This window comes from Serratia entomophila, assembly GCF_021462285.1.
Classification (GTDB): domain Bacteria; phylum Pseudomonadota; class Gammaproteobacteria; order Enterobacterales; family Enterobacteriaceae; genus Serratia; species Serratia entomophila.
Window position 1 is genome coordinate 1,668,062 of record NZ_CP082787.1, and the last position, 16,946, is coordinate 1,685,007.

Below are 16,946 nucleotides of genomic sequence, written 5' to 3' on the forward strand. Positions count from 1 at the left end.
CTGTTGATGACGTTACGATTCGATAAAAACACCGGCATACTATCTCTCTGCCTTGAAAGGTTTTCGACAAAATAAAAACAGCAACAGGGAGAACATTGTAACCTCTGCGGCCAGGAATGCGATGGTCATTCCCAATCCGCCTAACGTCGGAACCAACAGGAAGGCGAGCAGGCAAATTATCACTATGTTGAGCATCATAACCCGGCTGGCCACTTGCTCTTTGCCCCCAGGGATAAACCACAGTATAGCCAGCGCCATGCTGCAAATGCGCAGGGGCACGATCCAGACCAGAAGTCTCAATAGCTCAATGGCATCTTGATACCCGGGGCCAAAGACGATATTCACTACCCAACCCGCCACGCACACCGTCAGCACGGCAAAAACGACGGTGGCCAGAAAAAGCACGCCTACTGCGAGGCTGACTACTCTTTTGGCAGCATGTGCCGAATCGGATTGCAGTCTGACCAAGTGAGGGAAGGCTGCGTTTAACACCGGTGCAGCCAGGCCGCTCGCAGCTCGCACCAGTTTCTCTGCCGGCACGAATGCCCCGACCGCGCGAGCCCCACCAAGCAAGCCTAACAGCGTCGAGGCAATAGACCCCATTATGCTTTGGGCGCCTTTATACAAAAATAGTTCCCAGCTTTCCCGCAAGGCGGTTATCGCGCCCCGCAGGCTGACACCCCCGAGGCCGGTGGTGCGGATCATCAGCAACGTTGGGAGCAAGGTATTGATGATTCCCACTGTCGCCTGAATGGTCAAAACGCGTTGCGCATGCTGGGGAGAGGAAACCAGCAGGATGGTGAACATCAAGCCGGTACTACGTAGCCCCAAATCCAGCAAAGCCGGTAAGATTAGCCTTTCAATACCGACATAATACCATAATGGCGTAAAACCAAATGCCAGGATAAAAAGTGAAATCCAGATAAACCAATGATGGGGGATAGCCGTTGCACCGGTGCCGGAAAATACCAGAATGCCGACCACGCCAGCCACCGCCAGGCTAAGCAGCAGCTTGGCGAACAGTACGTTGGTTACCAGTTGCGCTAGTTCTCGCTTATTTTCTCTGACTTTTACCACGCTGCGCGCTGCGCTGAAGTTGAAGCCAAATTCGACGAATACCGATGCGGTGAGAGCGATACCCAGAGCATAGAGCACTTGCCCATAACCTTGTTGGCCAAGGGCGCGAGCCAGTACCGGCAACTCGATTAGCGGTATGAACAATCCGCCAATCTGCGCCAACATCAGCCAGAAGGTATTAGTTGCGACGCGGGACATGGCTCATCACGATAGAAATTGCTGTCAAAACGATCGCCCATTCGGTCAACTCATTGCTCAGCGGATGGAAACACCCCATAAACAAGAACAACGCCAGTACGGATAACGGACTGAGCATCAATTCAAAACGTTCTGTAAACAGCTCGCGTTTTTCAGTCACGAATTTTAGGCCGTAATAGAGAGGGCACAGGATAAACAGCAGATAACCGACGAATGAAAGTACGCCCTCATCGGCCAAGAGTTGAAGATAGGTCATATGGATAACGCTGCTTGCGCCAAAGTCATCGACGCGAGTGCTGCCGAAACCGCCGCCCCACGGGAACTTATCCACGGTCTGCTGCCAGCCGGTATGTAGCATTTGCAAGCGAATGCTGTTGTCGCCCTTGACCAAACGATCCGCCGTCGCTTCTTTCGGCGCATCAAGCGTTTTTTGGAACACGCGATTTAAATCATCACCCCCGGCCTCGTTTTTTTCGGCCTTCTTCTCCATTAACTGAGTGATGAGTTGGTCGTAGTGGCCCGAAACCCATCCCAGCAATACGGGCTGAATTAACGAGAACGATATGAAGGTGACCAGCAGCAGGCTGAGATGAGTGCGGATTGGTTTGGTATACGTTTTGGCGAAAATAGCGATAACCGCCAGGGAGATCCAGACCAGAACCAACCAAAGCATTGACGTACGACTGCCGTCAAGCGCCATAGTCAGTACCGCGCCAAATGCCAACAATATGTTGAGCGCACTCGGTTTTTTTAGACAGCGCCAGACCGCGAAAGGCCAAACAAAGGCTCCTATTTTCCAGATGACCCCTGGCCAGCTGGCCAGCCAGCCCATACGGCCGTCACCCAAAATGACCATCGCATCCAGTTGGCGGAACAATGCCAGTATTATTAAAGGTACCAAGGATACGACGAGCGTTACGCTGAGTGCCCTTTCCAACAAGCTTGGAGATAGAGGGGAAATAAGCAACAGGCACAGTAACACGAACATAAAGGCAAGATATTTGGCGACTGTATATAGACCTGTGCCATGGTTCATAAATGCAGCTATGGCTATGCCGGCCATAAATAACAGCCAGCCGAATAACATGAGCTTGTAGTTGCCCAGACAGCGCAATCGTTCACGAACCGTTTGCATCATGGAAAGCGGAGATGCAGCCAGAGAACTGACTACGGCTACGATGAGCAAAATGAGTTGGATTAACCAATTTAGATTGCCACCAATGTAGATTTTAATCGTACCCAGCATAGAGAATACGATGAATAGGACTACGAAAACGCTGGAAATTACACGCACTTTTGACCCCTACTTTTTTTAACTGCGGGATTGTACAGGATCTGTGAAGGTCATCAATATACGTTAAGTCTTAATCAATCACCTTTTAGCTTTTTTAAATGCGCTTCTGAACAGCAAACACAAAGTGTCGGTCGTGTTTTTGTTGCAAGCTGTCTATCGCACCAATCACTACCCACGCGGCGCAATCCTGAGTTAACATGTGTGCCACATCACAAAACCTGCTGGCCGAAGCTGCCATCAGGGTCATCCTCAGACAGGAGTTCTTCAATGTCCAAGCAACAAATCGGCGTTGTCGGCATGGCGGTCATGGGCCGCAATCTGGCACTGAACATCGAAAGTCGTGGTTACACCGTTTCCATCTTTAACCGTTCCGGCGACAAGACTGACGAAGTTATCGCTGAGAACCCAGGTAAAAACCTGGCGCCGTACTACAGCGTTGAAGAGTTTGTTGAATCGCTGGAAAAACCGCGCCGCATCCTGCTGATGGTCAAAGCGGGCGAAGCGACGGACAAAACCATCGCCTCTCTGACGCCGCACCTGGACAAGGGCGATATCCTGATCGACGGTGGCAACACCTACTATCAGGATACTATCCGCCGTAACCGCGAACTGTCCGACCAGGGCTTCAACTTCATCGGTACCGGCGTTTCCGGCGGTGAAGAGGGGGCTTTGAAGGGGCCTTCAATCATGCCTGGCGGCCAGAAAGAAGCCTACGAGCTGGTGGCGCCAATCCTCGAGAAAATCGCAGCGGTAGCGGAAGGCGAGCCTTGCGTGACCTATATTGGCGCAGACGGTGCCGGCCACTACGTGAAAATGGTGCACAACGGCATTGAATACGGCGACATGCAGCTGATCGCTGAAGCTTACTCGTTGCTGAAGCAGGCGCTGAACCTGAGCAACGAACAGCTGGCCGAGACCTTCGCCGAGTGGAACAAGGGCGAGCTGAACAGCTACCTGATCGACATCACCAAAGACATCTTCACCAAGAAAGACGAAGAGGGTAAATATCTGGTTGATGTGATTCTGGACGAAGCGGCCAACAAAGGCACCGGCAAATGGACCAGTCAGAGCTCGCTGGATCTGGGCGAGCCGCTGTCGTTGATCACCGAATCGGTGTTCGCGCGTTACCTGTCCTCACTCAAAGAGCAGCGCGTAGCCGCTTCAAAAGTGCTGACCGGTCCTAAAGCCACGCCGGTAAGCGGCGACAAAGCCGAGTTCATCGAGAAAGTGCGCCGCGCGCTGTACCTGGGCAAGATCGTTTCTTATGCGCAGGGCTTCTCTCAATTGAAGGCCGCTTCCAAGGAAAACAACTGGGATCTGCACTACGGCGAGATTGCCAAAATCTTCCGCGCCGGCTGCATCATCCGCGCCCAGTTCTTGCAGAAAATCACCGACGCTTACGCGGCCGACGCCGATATCGCCAACCTGCTGCTGGCACCTTACTTCAAGCAGATTGCCGACGATTACCAGCAGGCGTTGCGCGACGTGGTGTCTTACGCGGTGCAGAACGGCATTCCTACGCCAACCTTCTCTGCGGCCATCGCCTATTACGACAGCTACCGCTCAGCGGTGTTGCCGGCTAACCTGATTCAGGCGCAGCGTGACTACTTTGGCGCGCACACTTACAAACGTATCGACAAGGAAGGCGTATTCCACACCGAATGGATGGAGTAAGCCCCCGCAGTTGATGGAAAGCCGCCGCAAGGCGGCTTTTTTGTGTCTTGCACTCATCGTCAGGCATGCATTCTGGCACTATTCTTAATTTTTGATTTATTTCAATAATAAGATCTGCATCTTGGTATTCGGCGTTTACCCAGTATTTTCCTCGCGTTACCTTGCCGTATGACCAATGTTTGCTAATATAATTCCTAAACCGGATTTTTTCTTTTTCTCTGCCTCGGCTGGTTAACAACTTACGTCCGTTCTCGGCACGCGTGGCCGGTGGGGGCCGTTTGCCGTGTTTGGTTTATTTTTATTTTTAATCAATGCATTGTGGTTTATGTTCGGACCTGTAGGCAGTGCCTGTGCTTTTAGGATTATGCCCGGTTATTATTTCTCTTTTTTTATGAGATTTTATTAACCGCGGTTTATGGAAGCCTGTTTTTCCTTTTTATATATATAAAAAAATAATTGATGTCTCTTTAGCAATCAGCTAGCGAAGCATCGGGTGCCTGTGCCCGGTGTCTGCTGCAAAGCAACGGTTTTGGGGTAGTGCGGGTTTATGGTGAAATTAATCCCAGTCATTTTGGCCGGTGGCAATGGCAGCCGCCTATGGCCTTTATCAAGAGCGGCTTCCCCCAAACAATTCCTGGCGATAGACGGCAGCGGGCGCAGTTTGTTGCAACAAACGCTGCTGCGGCTGGAAGGGCTGCAAGGGGTGGAGATTGCCGCGCCGATCGTCATTTGCAACGAGGAACATCGTTTTCTGGTGGCGGAACAGCTACGCGAAATCGATTGGTTGACCCCGAGCATCATCCTGGAGCCGGCGGGGCGCAATACGGCGCCGGCGGTCGCTCTCGCCGCTCATTTCGCCTCGAAACAGGATCCCGACGGCATCTTGCTGGTGCTGGCGGCGGACCACCTGATTACCCAGGTCGACGCATTCCACACGGCCTTGAACAAGGCTATCGAATTTTCGCTGCGTGAACGGCTGGTGACCTTTGGCATCATCCCCCAGCACCCTGAAACGGGTTATGGGTATATCAAACGCGGCGCGCAGCTGTCCGATTATTGTTTTGACGTCGAATGCTTCGTTGAGAAACCCTGTTTGCAAAAGGCGCAGGTTTATCTGTCCAGCGGCGACTACAGTTGGAACAGCGGCATGTTTATGTTCACGGCGAAAAAATTCTTGCATGAACTGATGATATTCCGCCCCGAGATCTACCAGAAATGTCAGTTGGCGATGAATGCCTGCCGGCAAGAATATGATTTTATTCGTATCGATGAAGCGACCTTTCTCAGCTGCCCCAGCGAATCCATCGACTATGCGGTGATGGAAAACACCAGGGAAGCGGTAGTGATGCCGATAGACATCGGCTGGAGCGATGTCGGGTCGTGGGCGGCGATATGGGATGTGGCCAAGAAAGACGCCGCCGGCAATGCGCATCAGGGTAACGTTATCGCCATTAACGCCTTCAACAACTATGTTTCTGCCGCCACTACGCTGGTCGCCACCGTGGGCATCAGGGATTTGGTGATCATCCAGACTGACGATGCGCTATTGGTCGCCGCGCGGGATTGCGTGCAGGACGTCAAGCAATTGGTTGCCGAACTGAAGGCGCGCAAGCTCCCGCTTTAGCGGCGCCGAGCAAAATTTGCGTCATAAGCGACGTTAAACATTTCCAGTTTGCCAAGATAATGATAAATGTAGAGAAGACAGTGCCGCTGATTGCGCAGGTCTCTAAGCCGGGCGCAGTGCTTGATGACAAGAACGCGGTAGCAAATATAACTGAAGAATTCGATCGATATGGCAGAGTTGACGTGTTTTAAGGCTTACGACATTCGTGGCCAGTTGGAAAGCGAACTGAATGATGAAATCGCTTATCGGATCGGCAGAGCTTTTGGCGAGTACCTTCTCCCAGACACCGTGGTTTTGGGCAGCGATGCCCGCTTAACCAGTGAAAGTTTAAAACAATCTTTGGCCAGAGGGCTGTTGGATGCCGGCAGCTCGGTGATAGACATTGGCCTGAGCTGCTCGGAAGAGCTCTATTTCGCGACGGCCTTTTTGGCCGCCGACGGCGGGATTGAAGTGACGGGCAGCCACAATCCCGAACACTATAACGGCATGAAACTGGTCTGTAAGAATGCGCGGCCGATCAGCAGCGACTCGGGGCTATGGGAAATCAAGGCTCTGGCGGAGAAAGAGGCGTTTTCCCCGGCCGCCCGGCCGCAGGGCGATTATCTGCAGGCCGACATTCTTGATAACTATATCGACCATATCCTGTCGTATGTGGATTTATCCCGCTTCAAACCGATGAAACTGCTGGTGAACGCCGGCAATGGCACGGCCGGGCATGTGATCGACGCAATAGAGCGGCGCTTCCGCCAGCATCAGGTGCCGTTGGAGTTTATCAAAATTCAGCACGAGCCGGACGGTTCATTCCCACACGGCGTGCCAAATCCCTTGCTGCCTGAACGCCGTCAGGACACGGCGGAAGCGGTGCGCCGTTACGGCGCCGACATGGGCATTGCCTTCGACGGCGACGCCGATCGCTGCTTCCTGTTTGACGACCAAGGCAATTTTATTGAGGGTTACTACATCGTTGGCCTGTTGGCCGAGGCCTTTCTGCGCAAACAACCGGGGGAAAAAATTGTTCACGATCCCCGTTTGAGCTGGAACACGGTCGATATCGTCAACCAGGCCGGCGGCATTCCCGTGATGTCAAAAACCGGGCATGCGTTTATCAAAGAGCGGATGCGCGCAGAGGATGCGGTGTACGGCGGCGAAATGAGCGCGCACCACTATTTTCGCGATTTCTACTACTGCGACAGCGGCATGATCCCCTGGCTGATGGTCGCGGAAATCATGTCTTTGAAAAACAGAACGTTGGCGCAGCTGGTGGAAGAACGCATCCAGGCTTATCCCTCCTCGGGGGAGATCAATATTGTTCTGGAACCCGGGATGTCCGCGAGCGAAATCGTGGAACGCCATTATCGCGAGCAGGCGCTGGACATTGACATGACCGACGGCATTAGCATGACGTTTGCCGAATGGCGATTTAATTTACGCGAGTCGAATACCGAACCGCTGACCCGTCTTAACGTTGAATCGCGCGGCGATCGTGATTTGATGCAGCGAAAAACGGCTGAAATTCTGGCGCTGCTGCGCGGCTGATGCGAACGGGGCCTCCCGATTGACGAGAGGCCCGGCGAGATTACTTCTGGTGCCGCTCGCGCAGCCGGCCGATCACCTTGCTCAGATCCAGATCCTGATCCTGCAGCAGCACCAGCAGGTGATAAATCAGGTCCGAGGCTTCGTTGGTCAGCTCTTCACGGTCGTTGACCGTGGCGGCCAGCGCGGTTTCCACGCCTTCTTCCCCGACCTTCTGCGCGATGCGCTTGGTGCCGCTGGCATACAGGCTGGCGGTGTACGAGCTGTCCGGGCTGGCGGTCTTGCGCTCCGCCAGCAGCTGTTCCAGCTGATAGAGGAAGGCCCAGTCGCTGGCGGCAGGGTGGAAGCAGCTGCTGTTGCCCAGGTGGCAGGTCGGGCCGATCGGATTGACCAGGATCAGCAGGGTATCGTTGTCGCAGTCCGGCGTGATGCTCACCACGTTGAGGAAGTGGCCGGAGCTTTCGCCCTTGGTCCACAGCCGCTGTTTGGTGCGCGAGAAGAAGGTGACCTTGCCGCTTTGCTCGGTCGCCGCCAGCGCTTCCCGATTCATATAGCCCAGCATCAGCACCTCACCGGAAACGGCGTGCTGCACGATGGCCGGCATCAGGTTGTCGGTTTTTTCCCAGTCCAGCTGGTTTCTCTGTTGTTCTGTTAACACACGCGAATCTCCACGCCTTGTTCGACCAGGAACCTTTTCAGTTCGCCGATATTAATGATTTGCTTGTGGAATACCGAAGCCGCCAGCGCGCCGTCGACGTCCGCATCGCGGAACGCCTCCAGGAAGTGCGCCATGGTGCCCGCACCGCCGGAGGCGATCAGCGGCACCTTGCACGCTTCGCGCACCAAACGCAGCTGTTGCAGATCGTAGCCGTTGCGCACGCCGTCCTGATTCATCATATTCAGCACGATTTCGCCGGCGCCGCGGCGCTGCACTTCCCGCACCCAGTCGAGGGTTTCCCACTGGGTAACGCGGGTGCGGCTCTCGTCGCCGGTGTACTGGTTGACGTGATATTTGCCGGTTTCGGCGTCGAACCAGGTATCGATCCCCACCACGATGCACTGCACGCCGAAGCGCTCGGCCAGGCGGCTAATCAGCTCGGGATCGGCCAGCGCCGGCGAGTTGATGGAAATTTTGTCGGCGCCGAAAGACAGGATCTGGCTGGCGTCCTCGGCGCTTTTGATACCGCCGGCGACGCAGAACGGAATGTCGATCACTTCCGCCACCCGCGATACCCAGCTCTTATCCACCACCCGGCCGTCGCTTGAGGCGGTAATGTCGTAAAACACCAGCTCATCCGCGCCTTCCTGCGCATAGCGCTGCGCCAGCGGCACGATATCGCCGATGATTTCATGGTTGCGGAACTGCACGCCTTTCACCACTTGCCCGTCTTTAACATCCAGGCACGGAATTATCCGTTTTGCCAGCATGCGATCGCCTCCTCAACGCTAAATTTACCTTCCAACAGGGCGCGCCCCACGATCACCCCTGCAACGCCGCTGCCGCGCAGCTGGGCGATGTCATCCAGGTTGCCGATGCCGCCGGAAGCCTGGAAGGCGACCTGCGGGTAACGGCGAGTGATTTCCTGATACAGCGCCACGTTGGAGCCGGCCAGGGTGCCGTCGCGCGAAATATCGGTGCACAGTACGTGCTTCAGGCCGTAGGGCAGGAACTGCTCAACCACCTGTTCCAGCGTGGCGTCGGAATTCTCCTGCCAACCGCTGATGGCGACACGCTTGGTGCCCTGTGCATCGATGCGTACGTCCAACGCCAGCACCAGCGCGTCGGCGCCGTAGCGTTCGAACCAGCCCTGCACCAGCCGGGGCTGTTTTACCGCGGTGGAGCCGATCACCACCCGGGTGGCGCCGGCGTCCAGCAGGGCGGTTACGTCCTGCTCGTTGCGAATGCCGCCACCGACCTGCACCGGCACGTTAACCCCGGCCAGCAGCTTGCGCAGCAGCGGGATCTGGCGCGCCGCCGGATCCTTGGCGCCGGTCAGGTCGACCAGGTGCAGCACCTGTGCCCCCTGTTGTTGATAATCCTGCAGCCGCGAGTGCGGATCGCTGCCGTAGTCGCGCTGCTGGCCGTAATCGCCCTGATGCAGGCGCACCACGGTGCCGTCGATCAAATCCAAAGCCGGAATAATCATGCTGCCTACATCTCCAGAAAGTTTTTCAACAGTTGCGCGCCGGCCGCTCCAGAACGTTCTGGATGAAACTGCACGCCGAAGAAGTTGTCTTTTTGCACGGCGGCGGTGAAGGGCTCGCCGTAGTTCGCCTGGGCGATGGTGCTTGGGCATATCGGCATCGCATAGCTGTGAACGAAATAGAAATAGGCGCCGTCTTCGATACCGCGGAACAGGTGGTGGCCTGCCTGCGCAGACACCTGATTCCAGCCCATATGCGGCAGCGGCAGGCCGAAGTCGGTCATCTGTTTCACCGGAGTATCGATGATGCCCAGAGTGTCTATGCCGCCGTTTTCCTCGCTGCTGGCCGCCAGCAGCTGCATGCCGAGGCAGATGCCCAGCACCGGCTGGGTACAGGCTTTGATAAGCTCGATCAGCTCACGTTCGCGCAGCTGGTCCATCGCCGCCTGCGCGGTGCCGACGCCCGGCAAAAACAGTTTGTCGGCGCGCAGCACGATCTCCGGGTCGCGGCTCACTTCGGGCCGATAGCCCAGCCGCTGCACCGCGTAATTGACGGAGGCGAGGTTGGCGCAGCCGGTATCCAGAATCACCACGTTCATTACAGCACTCCTTTCGAGCTCGGCAGGGTATTGCCCTCAACGCGGATCGCCTGGCGCAGGGTGCGGCCAAACACCTTGAACAGGCTCTCGACCCGGTGGTGATCGTTCTTGCCCTTGGTTTTCAGGTGCAGCGTGCAGCCCATGGTGTAGGACAGCGAGCGGAAGAAGTGCTCGACCATTTCGGTGCTGAGATCGCCGACGCGCTGGTAGTTGAACTCGGCCTTGTATTCCAGGTGCGGCCGGCCGGAGATGTCCAGCGCGCAGCGCGCCAGGCATTCATCCATCGGCAGCACGAAGCCGAAGCGGGCGATGCCGCGCTTGTCGCCCAGCGCCTTGTTCAACGCTTCGCCGAGCGCCAGCCCGGTGTCTTCCACCGTGTGGTGGTCGTCGATATACAGGTCGCCTTTGACGTCGATGTCCATGCGGAAGCCGCCGTGGGTGGCTATCTGGTCCAGCATGTGGTCGAAGAAGCCGACGCCGGTCTTGATCTTGCTGCCGCCTTCGCGATCCAGCCAAACGTTGACGTCGATCTGCGTCTCTTTGGTGACGCGGTTAACCTGGGCGTGGCGGTCGCGTTGGGTCAGCTGACGCGTGATCTCTTTCCAGCCGAGGGCGTCGCGCTGGTAGCGCAGCCCCTGGATGCCCATGTTCTCCGCCAGCTGCACGTCGGTCGGCCGATCGCCGATCACGTAGCTGTGCGCGGTATTCATGACGCCGGCTTCCAGATAGCCCTTCACCAGTGCAGTTTTTGGCTTGCGGCAGTCGCAGTTGTCCGCCGGCAGGTGCGGGCAGATCAGGATGTCGGCAAAGTGGATGCCCTGTGAGCCGAGGATCTGCATCATCAGGTTATGCGGCGGATCGAAAGTCTCCTGCGGGAAACTGGCGGTGCCTAGCCCATCCTGATTGGTGATCATCACCAGCTGATAACCCGCCTGCTGCAACGCCAGCAGCGAAGGGATCACGTCCGGCTCCAGCGCCAGCTTGTCCAGGCGGTCGACCTGGAAGTCTTCCGGCGGTTCGGCAATCAGCGTGCCGTCACGGTCAATAAAGAGGATTTTTTGGCTCACATTGGCTCCTGGCGAGTCTCGTTGGCGCCGGGCAGGGCGGACAGCGCGTCAACCACGCGCCGGCATTCGTCGCGGGTGCCTATGGTGATGCGCAGGCAGCCGGACAACCCGGGCTGTTTATTTTGGTCTCTTAAGATAATGCCCTGATCCCACAAGCTTTTAAATACATTACTTGAGGCGGTGAAACGCACCAGCAGGTAATTGCTGTCGCTGGCGAAAACCTGCTCGACGCAGGCGCAGTTTTGCAGCGCCTGCTGCAGCCAGCTGCGGTTGGCGGCAATCTCGCTAACCCGTTGACGCATCACGCGGATGCCTTCGGTGCTGAGCGCCTGAGCGGCGATGTCGGCCACCGGCGTCGACAGCGGATAAGGCGCGATCACCTTCAGCAGCAGGGCGATCAGATCGTCATTACCCAGAGTGAAGCCGCAGCGCAGGCCGGCCAGCGCGAAGGCCTTCGACAGGGTGCGTAGGATAGCCAGATGCGGGTAATCGCTCAGCCAACCGGCCACGCTCGCCTGCGGGCAAAACTCGATATAGGCCTCGTCGACCGCGACGATCGCCTTGCCCTTGGCCATTTCCAGCAGGCTGCGCAGAGAGTCCGGGTCGATCAGATTGCCGGTCGGGTTGTTCGGGCTGCAGACGTAGATCAGCTTGACGTTGTCCAGGCTGGCGGCGATGGCCGGCAGATCCAGCTGCCAGTCTTCCCTGGCCGCCACGGTGCGGCGCTCCACGCCGAAGGTCTCGGCGCTGACGGCGTACATACCGTAGGTCGGCGGGCAGAACAGAATGGCGTCCTTACCCGGTTCGCAGAAGGCACGGATCAGCAGCTCGATGCCTTCATCGGCGCCGCGGCTGACCAGCACCTGCTCCTTTCTCACCCCGGCGTAAGCGGCGTAACGCTCGATCACCAGCGCCGGCTGGCACTCCGGGTAGCGGTTGAAGGTCTGGGCGGTCAGCTGGAACTCCGGCGCGATCGGGTATTCGTTGGCGTTCAGCCACACGTCGCCGTTGCCGCCGAGGCGGCGCGCCGATTGGTAAGGGGTCAGCTCGCGAACGTTGGCGCGCGCCAGGTTTTCAATGCTCATGCTTGCTCCTTCAGGGCGGCGACGCGCAGGGTCACGGCGTTTTTGTGGGCGATCAGCTGCTCGGCGGCGGCCAGCGTTTCGATAGTGGCGGCCAGATTCATAAAGCCCTGCGGCGTCAGCTCCTGTACCGTCATGCGCTTCTGGAAGTCCGCCAGCCCCAGGCTGGAGCAGGTCGCGGTGTAGCCGTAGGTCGGCAGCACGTGGTTGGTGCCGGAGGCGTAGTCGCCGGCGGACTCCGGCGACCAGTCGCCGAGAAACACCGAACCGGCGCTGGTGATGCCGTCGACCAGGTCGCGGGCGCTGCGGGTCTGAATGATCAGATGTTCCGGGCCATATTGATTACTGATCGCCACGCACTCTTCCAGGCTGCGCGCCACGATCAGGCGGCTGCTGGCCAGCGCCTGGCGGGCGGTTTCCGCACGCGGCAGCTCAGCCAACTGCTGTTCTACCGCTTCGGCCACCGCCTGCGCCATCGCGGCGTCCGGGGTCAGCAAGATCACCTGCGAGTCCGGGCCGTGTTCGGCCTGCGACAGCAGGTCAGAGGCGACAAACGCCGGGGTGGCGCCGGCGTCGGCGATCACCAGCACTTCGGAAGGGCCGGCCGGCATGTCGATGGCCGCGCCGTCCAGCCGCTGGCTGACCTGGCGTTTGGCTTCGGTCACGAAGGCGTTGCCCGGCCCGAAGATCTTCGCCACTCGCGGCACGGAGTCGGTGCCGAAGGCCATGGCGGCGATCGCCTGTGCGCCGCCGACCTGAAACACTTCCTGCACGCCGCACAGCTGCGCGGCGTAGAGGATTTCATCGGCAATCGGCGGCGGCGAGCACAGCACCACCCGGCGGCAGCCGGCAATGCGCGCCGGCGTCGCCAGCATCAGCACGGTGGAGAACAGCGGCGCGGAGCCGCCGGGAATATACAGGCCCACCGAATCGATCGGGCGAGTTATCTGCTGGCAGCGCACGCCGGGCTGGGTTTCCACATCTACCGGCGGCAGTTGCTGCGCATTGTGGAAGGTTTCCACGTTGGCGACGGCCACCGCCATTGCCCGTTTGATCTCTTCGCCGAGCCGTGCGCCGGCGGCGGCGATTTGCTCGGCGCTGACGCGCAGCGCGCCAACCTCGGTTTTGTCAAAGCGCGCGCTGTAGTCGCGCAGCGCCTGGTCGCCGTTGGCCTTTACGTTGTCGAGGATCTCGCGCACCGTGCGGGTGATGCTGTCGGAGGCGGAAATCGCCGGTCGCATCAGCAGCTGGGCGCGTTGTTCGGCGCTGCAGTCCGCCCAGTTGACCAGGGTATTGAAGCTGGACATGGCGTTACTCCATCATCTTCTCAATTGGCAACACCAGGATCGAGCTGGCGCCGAGCGCTTTCAGTTTTTCCATGGTTTCCCAGAACAGGGTCTCGCTGCTGACCATGTGCATCGCCACGCGGTTCTGCGCGCCGGCCAGCGGCAGAATGGTCGGGCGTTCGGCGCCCGGCAGCAGCGCGACGATTTCGTCCAGGCGCTCGCTTGGCGCGTGCAGCATGATGTATTTGGATTCACGCGCCTGGATCACGCCCTGAATGCGGGTCATCAGGCGGTCGATAAGCTGTTGTTTGGCTTCCGGCATCTCGCCGTCGCGCTGGATCAGGCAAGCCTTGGAGCGGTAGATCACTTCCACTTCGCGCAGGCCGTTGGCTTCCAGCGTGGCGCCGGTGGAAACCAGGTCGCAGATGGCGTCGGCCAAACCGGCGCGCGGCGCCACTTCCACCGAGCCGTTCAGCAGGCAGGATTTGAAGCGTACGCCCTGTTTGTCGAGGTATTGTTTCAACAGGTGCGGATAAGAGGTGGCGATGCGGGCGTTCTGCAGGCTTTGCGGGCCGGTGTATTCGGCGTCGAGCGGGGTGGCCAGCGACAGGCGGCAGCCGCCGAAGTCCAGGCGGCGCAGGGTGAAGTAGCGCGGGTCTTCGCCCTGGGCGCGGCGGTTGAGCAGCTCTTCTTCCAGCACGTTCTCGCCGATGATGCCCAGATCGACCACGCCGTCCATCACCAGGCCCGGGATATCGTCATCACGCACGCGCAGGATATCGATCGGCATATTTTCCGCGAAGGCGATCAGGCGTTGCTGCTGCAGGTTGATTTTGATGCCGCAGCGCGCCAGCAGCTCCTGGGATTCTTCGCTCAGGCGGCCCGATTTCTGCATTGCTATCCGTAAACGTGTTTTGTCCAGCATGGTAACCTCTGTTTAATCTGTAATTTTATGAATTTATTGTAAAAACTTTATTTTCTGTCTGTCCGGAGCCAAAAAAAAACCCTCGGAAGAAATCTTCCGAGGGCTCTCTCTTGCGTTCTGCGCGCCACTGGAAGATTAAAAAACCGTCTTCCAGCACACATCGCCTGAAAGACTAGTCAGGGTGATGGTGATGATGGTGGTTGAACTGAACGCTGGTCATGGGTGTTTTCTCTGTAAAGGTCGGCACAAGCCGAATTGCTAATTAAGCTAAACTATCCGCTGCTCGTCGCGCAACCCTTTTTTACCGTCATAAATTTAATTTATTGAAACAGGTTGGGTTATTAGCTAAACACGGTTTTACCTAAGCTTAAGCGGGGCGGATTGTATCGCCGTACGGAGTGGCGTAGCTTGAGTAGGCAGAGCATTGCGATCTTCAGGAGAGGGAGACGATGAAAAAGGTAGCCATTGTGGGTTTGGGTTGGCTGGGCATGCCGCTGGCCCTATCGCTGATGGGCCGCGGCTATGGCGTGGTGGGCAGCAAAACCACGCCGGACGGCGTCGAGGCCGCACGCATGAGCGGCGTTGAATGTTATCAGCTGGAGCTGACGCCGGAGCTTTCCTGCGAGCCGGACGATCTGGAGCAACTGCTGCGGGTGGATGCGCTGGTGGTGACCCTGCCGGCCCGGCGCACCGTCGAAGGCAGCGAAAACTACTTTAATGCGGTGCGCATGCTGGTGGACAGCGCCATGGCCTTCGGCGTGCCGCGGGTGCTGTTCATCAGTTCCACCTCGGTGTACGGCGAAACCGCCGGCACGCTGCGCGAGGATTCGCCGCTGCGGCCGATCACGCCGTCGGGGCGGGTGTTGGCCGAGCTGGAGCGTTGGCTGCATGCGCTGCCGAACACCTCGGTGGACATTCTGCGGCTGGCGGGGCTGGTGGGCGCCGATCGCCATCCTGGCCGGTTCCTGGCGGGCAAGGTCGACGTCAAGGGCGGATCGCAGGGGGTCAACCTGGTGCATCAGGATGACGTGATCGCGGCGATACAGCTGCTGCTGAAGCTGCCGAAAGGCGGCCATCTCTACAATCTGTGTGCGCCAAGCCATCCCACCAAGCGCGAGTTCTATCCGGCGCTGGCCGAGCAGCTGCATCTGGCTCCACCGCAGTTCGCCGAGGAAGCGGAGCAGGGCGGGCGGTTGGTGGACGGCAATCGCATCTGCAATGAGCTGGGGTTCGAGTATCAGTATCCCGATCCGGCGCGCATGCCGGTCAATTGATTGTTGGCGGCGCTGGCGCTAGGGCTGCACCGGCGCCACAGCGCCTGAGAAATCGCGGGCGCGCAGCAGATCTTCCAGCAGCGCGGCCAGCGCCTCGTTGTGCGGGGCGGGGCGGCAGACCAGGCTGAGCGCCGCCTGGTAGGAGAGCGCTTGCCCGCCCAACTGCTTCAATAAACCCTGCTCTACCCAGCGCGCCGCGTAGTGGGTGGGCAGGTATCCCAGATAGCCGCCGCTGAGCACCAGATGCGCCACGCTCTCCATATGATGGGCGACGGCGCCCAGGTTGTGCGGCGCGATCGGGCACAGCTGCTGCGCCAGCAGGTAGCCGCGTTTCACCCAACGGGCGTTCTCGATCTGCTCGCGGCTCGGCCGTTCGGCCGCAAACAGCGGATGCTCGCTGCTGCAGTAGATCGCCTGCGTCTCCAGAACCCATGCCCGGTACCGCAATTCCTCCAACTGCTGGCCAAAATACCCTATACCCAGATCGAGCTGCCGGTTCAGCAATCCCTGTTCTATCTCCGTCGGCGAGCAAATTCGGCACTGCAGCTGCACGTCCTGATGGCGGCGCTGGAAGCCCTTGATGGCCAGGCTGAATGGATTGCCGGGCAGCGACACCAGATTGTCCACCAGGCCGATCTGCAGATCGCCGGTCAACAGCCCGTTCAACGACTGGCTGACCCGGGTAAAGTCGCGCGCGGCGTTGAACAGGGTGCGGCAGGCGATCAACATGCGTTCGCCTTTCGGGGTAAGCATAAAGCCGGAGCGGCCGCGCTGGCATAGACGGAACCCCAGCCGGGTCTCCAGCGACGCCAGATGGGTGCTGATGGTGGACTGATTCATCAGCAGCGGCTCCTGAGCGGCGCTGACGCCCTGGGCTTCCGCCACCGCGACAAACACCCGCAGCAGTTTAAGATCGATATCGCTTAGGTTGGTGAGCATCTTTTCCTCCGTAGGCCTGCCTGCCGTTAACGCATGCGCAACATGGGTGCCGCTGGGCCGAAACTATCCTTCCTTATGGCACGGAGTTGAAATAAAAATCAATAGTTCAACGAGTTAGTAAACATCGGCTTTTTCAATGCTTACATGCAAAAGCGGGAATGGTAGCCATGGTGGGCTGCGGGGTAGCCTGTGATTGTTACTTAAATGTTGAATTATCGCTCCCCAAGACA

General features: G+C 58.3%; 16 protein-coding genes and 1 other annotated feature. Of the genes, 4 read left to right on the plus strand and 12 right to left on the minus strand.

The genetic code is table 11. The features are described from left to right. Positions 1 to 39: 39 nt before the first annotated feature. Entirely contained in the window at positions 40 to 1,275 is a 1,236-nt protein-coding gene (locus tag KHA73_RS08210) for an oligosaccharide flippase family protein (RefSeq protein ID WP_234590205.1), read from the minus strand. Beyond that, the gene (locus KHA73_RS08215) at positions 1,256 to 2,521 is read right to left on the minus strand and encodes a hypothetical protein (RefSeq protein ID WP_234590206.1); all 1,266 of its coding nucleotides are present in this window, start codon (positions 2,519 to 2,521) and stop codon (positions 1,256 to 1,258) included. Before KHA73_RS08215 ends, KHA73_RS08210 begins: the two co-directional genes overlap by 20 nt. Positions 2,522 to 2,836: 315 nt before the next feature. Between KHA73_RS08215 and gndA the strand changes: the two genes are divergently transcribed. The 3 genes from gndA (at position 2,837) to KHA73_RS08230 (ending at position 7,403) form a co-directional block, all read left to right on the plus strand. Beyond that, complete coding sequence (gene gndA, locus KHA73_RS08220) at positions 2,837 to 4,243, plus strand: NADP-dependent phosphogluconate dehydrogenase (protein ID WP_234590208.1); 1,407 nt, start codon at positions 2,837 to 2,839, stop codon at positions 4,241 to 4,243. 547 nt (positions 4,244 to 4,790) lie between these two features. Then, positions 4,791 to 5,867 carry a mannose-1-phosphate guanylyltransferase/mannose-6-phosphate isomerase gene (locus KHA73_RS08225; protein ID WP_234590210.1) on the plus strand — a complete coding sequence of 359 codons (1,077 nt, stop codon included), beginning with the start codon at positions 4,791 to 4,793 and terminating at the stop codon, positions 5,865 to 5,867. A 168-nt stretch (positions 5,868 to 6,035) separates the two neighbouring features. After that, positions 6,036 to 7,403 carry a phosphohexomutase domain-containing protein gene (locus KHA73_RS08230; protein WP_234590212.1) on the plus strand — a complete coding sequence of 456 codons (1,368 nt, stop codon included), beginning with the start codon at positions 6,036 to 6,038 and terminating at the stop codon, positions 7,401 to 7,403. 40 nt (positions 7,404 to 7,443) lie between these two features. On the opposite strand, the gene hisIE is transcribed toward KHA73_RS08230, so the two are convergent. The 9 genes from hisIE to hisL all read right to left on the minus strand — a co-directional run bounded on the left by hisIE (position 7,444) and on the right by hisL (position 14,723). Next, entirely contained in the window at positions 7,444 to 8,058 is a 615-nt protein-coding gene (hisIE, locus tag KHA73_RS08235) for a bifunctional phosphoribosyl-AMP cyclohydrolase/phosphoribosyl-ATP diphosphatase HisIE (protein ID WP_234590214.1), read from the minus strand. Further along, complete coding sequence (gene hisF, locus KHA73_RS08240) at positions 8,052 to 8,828, minus strand: imidazole glycerol phosphate synthase subunit HisF (RefSeq protein ID WP_234590215.1); 777 nt, start codon at positions 8,826 to 8,828, stop codon at positions 8,052 to 8,054. The genes hisIE and hisF overlap by 7 nt, the downstream gene beginning before the upstream one ends. Continuing rightward, positions 8,810 to 9,547: a 1-(5-phosphoribosyl)-5-[(5-phosphoribosylamino)methylideneamino]imidazole-4-carboxamide isomerase gene (gene hisA, locus KHA73_RS08245; protein WP_234590216.1), complete on the minus strand. Its 738-nt coding sequence runs from the start codon at positions 9,545 to 9,547 to the stop codon at positions 8,810 to 8,812. Before hisA ends, hisF begins: the two co-directional genes overlap by 19 nt. A gap of 5 nt (positions 9,548 to 9,552) precedes the next feature. Then, complete coding sequence (hisH, locus tag KHA73_RS08250) at positions 9,553 to 10,143, minus strand: imidazole glycerol phosphate synthase subunit HisH (RefSeq protein ID WP_234590217.1); 591 nt, start codon at positions 10,141 to 10,143, stop codon at positions 9,553 to 9,555. Continuing rightward, positions 10,143 to 11,210, minus strand: a complete 1,068-nt coding sequence (gene hisB, locus KHA73_RS08255) for a bifunctional histidinol-phosphatase/imidazoleglycerol-phosphate dehydratase HisB (RefSeq protein WP_234590218.1) — start codon at positions 11,208 to 11,210, stop codon at positions 10,143 to 10,145. The genes hisH and hisB overlap by 1 nt, the downstream gene beginning before the upstream one ends. Continuing rightward, a complete protein-coding gene (hisC, locus tag KHA73_RS08260) occupies positions 11,207 to 12,295 on the minus strand; it encodes a histidinol-phosphate transaminase (protein WP_234590219.1) in 1,089 nt (362 codons plus the stop codon). The genes hisB and hisC overlap by 4 nt, the downstream gene beginning before the upstream one ends. Continuing rightward, positions 12,292 to 13,599, minus strand: coding sequence for a histidinol dehydrogenase (gene hisD, locus KHA73_RS08265; protein WP_234590220.1), 1,308 nt, complete (start codon positions 13,597 to 13,599; stop codon positions 12,292 to 12,294). Before hisD ends, hisC begins: the two co-directional genes overlap by 4 nt. A gap of 4 nt (positions 13,600 to 13,603) precedes the next feature. Then, positions 13,604 to 14,503, minus strand: a complete 900-nt coding sequence (hisG, locus tag KHA73_RS08270; RefSeq protein WP_234590221.1) for an ATP phosphoribosyltransferase — start codon at positions 14,501 to 14,503, stop codon at positions 13,604 to 13,606. Positions 14,504 to 14,573: 70 nt separating this feature from the next. Next, positions 14,574 to 14,700: a sequence feature (His leader region), on the minus strand. Next, entirely contained in the window at positions 14,676 to 14,723 is a 48-nt protein-coding gene (gene hisL, locus KHA73_RS08275) for a his operon leader peptide (RefSeq protein ID WP_234591210.1), read from the minus strand. (Overlaps the previous feature by 25 nt.) Positions 14,724 to 14,952: 229 nt before the next feature. Between hisL and KHA73_RS08280 the strand changes: the two genes are divergently transcribed. Beyond that, complete coding sequence (locus KHA73_RS08280; protein WP_234590222.1) at positions 14,953 to 15,777, plus strand: SDR family oxidoreductase; 825 nt, start codon at positions 14,953 to 14,955, stop codon at positions 15,775 to 15,777. Positions 15,778 to 15,795: 18 nt separating this feature from the next. Here the strand turns inward: KHA73_RS08280 and KHA73_RS08285 are convergent, their stop codons facing one another. Beyond that, on the minus strand, positions 15,796 to 16,716 hold the full coding sequence (locus KHA73_RS08285; RefSeq protein WP_234590223.1) for a LysR family transcriptional regulator: 921 nt from the start codon (positions 16,714 to 16,716) through the stop codon (positions 15,796 to 15,798). Positions 16,717 to 16,946: the final 230 nt, after the last annotated feature.

Coding starts and splice junctions, on each gene's coding strand:
- gndA (WP_234590208.1), top strand. CDS start 2,837: ATGTCCAAGCAACAAATCGGCGTTGTCGGCATGGCGGTCATGGGCCGC.
- KHA73_RS08285 (WP_234590223.1), bottom strand. CDS start 16,716: ATGCTCACCAACCTAAGCGATATCGATCTTAAACTGCTGCGGGTGTTT.
- hisA (WP_234590216.1), bottom strand. CDS start 9,547: ATGATTATTCCGGCTTTGGATTTGATCGACGGCACCGTGGTGCGCCTG.
- KHA73_RS08215 (WP_234590206.1), bottom strand. CDS start 2,521: ATGCTGGGTACGATTAAAATCTACATTGGTGGCAATCTAAATTGGTTA.
- KHA73_RS08210 (WP_234590205.1), bottom strand. CDS start 1,275: ATGTCCCGCGTCGCAACTAATACCTTCTGGCTGATGTTGGCGCAGATT.
- hisF (WP_234590215.1), bottom strand. CDS start 8,828: ATGCTGGCAAAACGGATAATTCCGTGCCTGGATGTTAAAGACGGGCAA.
- hisG (WP_234590221.1), bottom strand. CDS start 14,503: ATGCTGGACAAAACACGTTTACGGATAGCAATGCAGAAATCGGGCCGC.
- hisD (WP_234590220.1), bottom strand. CDS start 13,599: ATGTCCAGCTTCAATACCCTGGTCAACTGGGCGGACTGCAGCGCCGAA.
- KHA73_RS08230 (WP_234590212.1), top strand. CDS start 6,036: ATGGCAGAGTTGACGTGTTTTAAGGCTTACGACATTCGTGGCCAGTTG.
- hisH (WP_234590217.1), bottom strand. CDS start 10,143: ATGAACGTGGTGATTCTGGATACCGGCTGCGCCAACCTCGCCTCCGTC.
- hisC (WP_234590219.1), bottom strand. CDS start 12,295: ATGAGCATTGAAAACCTGGCGCGCGCCAACGTTCGCGAGCTGACCCCT.
- KHA73_RS08225 (WP_234590210.1), top strand. CDS start 4,791: ATGGTGAAATTAATCCCAGTCATTTTGGCCGGTGGCAATGGCAGCCGC.
- KHA73_RS08280 (WP_234590222.1), top strand. CDS start 14,953: ATGAAAAAGGTAGCCATTGTGGGTTTGGGTTGGCTGGGCATGCCGCTG.